At 37.2% G+C, this 4,042-nt stretch carries 3 protein-coding genes; 1 reads left to right on the top strand and 2 read right to left on the bottom strand.

Features of this window, described 5'->3' with window-relative positions:
- Positions 1 to 17 precede the first annotated feature (17 nt).
- A complete protein-coding gene (locus BFA01S_RS21015) occupies positions 18 to 1,643 on the bottom strand; it encodes an MDR family MFS transporter (RefSeq protein ID WP_066235519.1) in 1,626 nt (541 codons plus the stop codon).
- A 19-nt stretch (positions 1,644 to 1,662) separates the two neighbouring features.
- Complete coding sequence (locus BFA01S_RS21010) at positions 1,663 to 2,109, bottom strand: MarR family winged helix-turn-helix transcriptional regulator (protein ID WP_066235517.1); 447 nt, start codon at positions 2,107 to 2,109, stop codon at positions 1,663 to 1,665.
- A gap of 302 nt (positions 2,110 to 2,411) precedes the next feature.
- Here BFA01S_RS21010 and BFA01S_RS21005 point away from each other — a divergent pair, with 302 nt between their 5' ends.
- Positions 2,412 to 3,986, top strand: coding sequence for a catalase (locus BFA01S_RS21005; protein ID WP_066235521.1), 1,575 nt, complete (start codon positions 2,412 to 2,414; stop codon positions 3,984 to 3,986).
- Positions 3,987 to 4,042: the final 56 nt, after the last annotated feature.

The raw sequence follows: 4,042 nt of genomic DNA, 5'->3' as shown, positions 1-4,042 counted from the left end.
CTGATAGAAGTTTCACTTTATACTGTTTGTTTCGTTAATGCTTGCTTATCTTTATTAATCTCTTCTTCTTTCTTCGGCTCTTGTGCACTTCTCAGAGGTATTTCTTTTAGGAATAAAGTAAGAACAACTGCTGCTACCATAATAAATGCTGCTGTCATAAATACTCCAGATAACGCGAAGCTTAATGCTCCCTGAAGCAATGTCACCATTTCTTTAAATAATGGAGCAATTTGTTCCGGCAAGCTATTATGAATCATATTCAATTTCTCATGATCAAGCAATAATTGCGGATTTTGTAATGCCTGGAGCTTTCCTTGCATTTCCGCTGGCAAATTCGCTGTCTGCTCTGAAATCCCTTGAAGCGACTCTCCCATTTTATCACTCATACGATTGTTTAAAACCGTTCCCATAATAGCTACACCGACAGTTCCGCCAAGAGATCTAAATAATTGCGTCGTTGCTGTTGCTACACCTAACAGTCTTTGTTCCACAGCATTTTGCACAGTTAACGTAAACACTGTCATACCTACACCAATTCCAAGACCAATCAGAACTAGATATATAATAAGTGTCCATTGAGAAACACTGGCATCTAATGTTGTTAATAAGAACATCCCTATTGTTGTAATAATCAATCCAATGATTGCCTGAAATTTATATTTCCCTGTTTTACTAATAATTTGGCCGCCGATCGCACTTGCGAACATAAGACCTAATGTCATTGCCATTGAAATAAAACTTGAATGTGTTGCTGAGAAGCCTAATACCCCTTGAACGAAATAAGGAACATACATAATCCCTCCGAACATCGCCACACCGATTGCAAAGCCTACTGTATTGGAAATAGTAAAAATACTATTTTTAAATAAGTAAAGCGGTAAAATTGGACTTTTTGCTCTTCTTTCAACAAAAATAAAAATAATAAGAGCAATAATTGCCCCTGCAAACAGCCCTAAAATTTGTTCTGATCCCCAGTCATATTTAGAGCCTGCCCACGAAAATCCTAATAAAGCTGGAACAATCGTTAATGTAAGAAAGATAGAACCTAGGAAGTCAACAGACTCTCCTCTCTTTCTCTCTACCTTAGGAAACAGTCTCCATATGAGAACAGCTGCAATAATGCCAAGGGGTAAAAACACCCAAAATACCCATTTCCATTCTAAATTATCAACAATATAACCGCCAAGTGTCGGTCCAAGTACACTTGAAATTCCAAAAACCGCACTCATTGCTCCCTGCCACTTTCCACGTTCTCTTGGAGCAAATAAATCACCAACAGCTGTAAGTGCTGTAGACATAATCATCCCTGCTCCAAAACCTTGAATACCACGATAAGTAATAAGCTGAACAATATCTGTTGATAAACCTGATAAAAAAGCTCCAATGATGAAAATAAAAATTCCTAGTAAAAGAAATGGCTTTCGTCCATAAATATCGGAAAGTTTTCCAACTAGAATAGTTGTAATAGCTGATGTTAACATGTAAATTGTGAAAACCCAGCTGTAGTAATCTAACCCGCCAAGCTCTGCAATTATTTTGGGCAGCGCATTACCAACGATTGTCTGGTTAACAGCTGCAAAAAACATTGCTCCAATAATCGCGATCATAATTGTTATTTTCTCTTTATGACTAAGATGCTCCATTCATTTCACCTCTATTACATTATTCGCATATTTCTTTTTTTGCGCTTTTTCTTACTTTTAATAACATTACCCGTAAATCTGATATTTCATCTGTTGAAAATTGCTCAAATACTTTCGTGGCAACTTTATTTCTTTCTTCTAAACATAACTGTAGCAGCTTATGCCCTTCCTCTGTTAATTGAAGCATTACAACTCTCCTATCATTTGCATTACGAACCCGATATACTAACTTTGCCTCTTCTAAGCGATTGATAGCAATTGTAGTTGCACCTGATGTTAATCCAAGTAATTCTCCTACATGTGAAACAGTCATCTCTTTCCTTTTATTTAACTGATTTAAAATAAAAAATTGGGCAGGAGTTAGCTGAAATTGTTCCGATTGAAAAAGAAGCTGATTGATCGTTCTACCGATTTCAAAAAATGATTGTGTTACATCACTAATAAGCTCATCCCTCTGTTTTTCCATCTCTTCTCAACCTCTATCTCATCAATTACTTAACAAATAAAATATCTTTAATATAAAGATATTAACATAATGAATATTATATGACGTTATTATCTTTCCCGCAATTATTTTGCACATATCTTTTTAGCTTTCACATTCCCATCTTGTTCATGCACTAACTTCTTTCAAATAAAATGTATCTTTTTAACAATAATAGTTAATGAATAAGTTGTATTATCTTTTAAGGAGGCAGTCCATTGAAATCAAATCAAAATGAATTTAATGAAGAATTTGGAACATCAATTGAAGGTTTAGACAGCCGTATGGGAACAAATGAAAAGGATGACACATTAACGAACAGACAAGGTCATCCGATTACAAACAATCAAAGTATACGTACTGTCGGCAACCGTGGTCCGGCAACTTTAGAGAACTACGATTTTATTGAAAAAATCAGTCATTTTGATAGAGAACGTGTACCTGAAAGGGTTGTACATGCCCGTGGTGCCGGGGCACATGGTTATTTCGAAGCCTATGGGACAGCCGGTGACGAGCCAATTTCTAAATATACACGCGCAAAATTATTCCAAGAAAAAGGAAAGAAAACTCCTGTTTTCGTTCGTTTCTCCTCTGTTATTCACGGTGGACATTCCCCAGAAACACTGCGTGATCCACGTGGATTTGCGGTGAAGTTCTATACGGAAGATGGAAACTGGGATTTAGTCGGAAATAATTTAAAAATCTTCTTTATTCGTGATGCGATGAAATTCCCTGACATGATTCACGCATTTAAACCAGATCCTATTACGAATATTCAGGATAGCGAGAGATTCTTTGATTTCTGTGCAAGTTCTCCGGAAACATTACATATGGTGACATTTGTTTACTCACCTTGGGGTATCCCTGCAAACTACCGTCAAATGCAAGGTTCTGGGGTAAACACATATAAATGGGTAAACAGTGAAGGTGAAGGAGTTCTCGTAAAATATCACTGGGAACCGAAGCAGGGAATTAAAAATTTAACACAAAAAGAAGCAGAAGAAATCCAAGGGAAAAACTTCAACCATGCAACACAGGATTTATATGAAGCAATCGAGCGTGAGGATTATCCAGAATGGGAGCTTTTCGTTCAAATTATGAGTGATGATGAGCATCCTGAGCTAGACTTTGATCCGCTTGATGATACGAAATTATGGCCAAAAGAGCAATTTCCATGGCTTCCAGTCGGAAAGATGGTATTAGATAGAAATCCTGAAGACTATTTTACAGAAGTAGAACAAGCGGCATTCGGTACAGGTGTCCTCGTTGACGGCCTTGACTTCTCAGATGATAAAATGCTGCAAGGCCGGACATTCTCTTATTCTGATACACAAAGACATCGTGTAGGAGCAAACTATTTACAATTGCCAATTAATGCTCCAAAGAAGAGAGTTGCAACTAACCAAAGCGGCGGGCAGATGCAGTATAAGGTCGACCGTGCACCTGGACAAAACCCTCATATTAACTATGAGCCGTCTATTCTTGGAGGATTAAAAGAAACAAAGCAAGAAGGAAAAGAACATACACCTCATATTGAGGGCAATAAAGTGCGTCAAAAAATTGATCGCGAAAATAACTTTGGTCAAGCTGGACAAACATATCGTGAATTTGAAGATTGGGAGCGAGATGAGCTTATCTCAAATCTCGTAAATGACTTAAAAAATTGTCATAAAGATATTCAAAGCAAAATGCTTGAAATGTTCTACGAATGTGACAATGACTACGGTAAACGTGTGGAAGAAGGTTTAAAAAATGCCCACGTTGATGCTGATGATACATCAGGCCCACTCGGTGAATCACAAACACGTCAAGCTGTAAATAAAGCAGAAGAAGAAGGTCATTCTGCAGATCCTTATTAAGGATATCTTACAAAAATCAAAGAATGGGGCTGTCTGATAAGTCCCTAATAAGTTTT

The organism is Metabacillus fastidiosus NBRC 101226, from assembly GCF_001591625.1.
Taxonomy (GTDB): domain Bacteria; phylum Bacillota; class Bacilli; order Bacillales; family Bacillaceae; genus Metabacillus; species Metabacillus fastidiosus.
The sequence above is the reverse complement of the archived record's forward strand: the minus strand, read 5'-3'. Positions and strand labels throughout refer to the sequence as shown.

What these genes read in the sequence shown, in the direction of transcription:
- BFA01S_RS21015 (WP_066235519.1), bottom strand. Translation starts at nt 1,643, where the DNA reads ATGGAGCATCTTAGTCATAAAGAGAAAATAACAATTATGATCGCGATT.
- BFA01S_RS21010 (WP_066235517.1), bottom strand. Translation starts at nt 2,109, where the DNA reads ATGGAAAAACAGAGGGATGAGCTTATTAGTGATGTAACACAATCATTT.
- BFA01S_RS21005 (WP_066235521.1), top strand. Translation starts at nt 2,412, where the DNA reads ATGGGAACAAATGAAAAGGATGACACATTAACGAACAGACAAGGTCAT.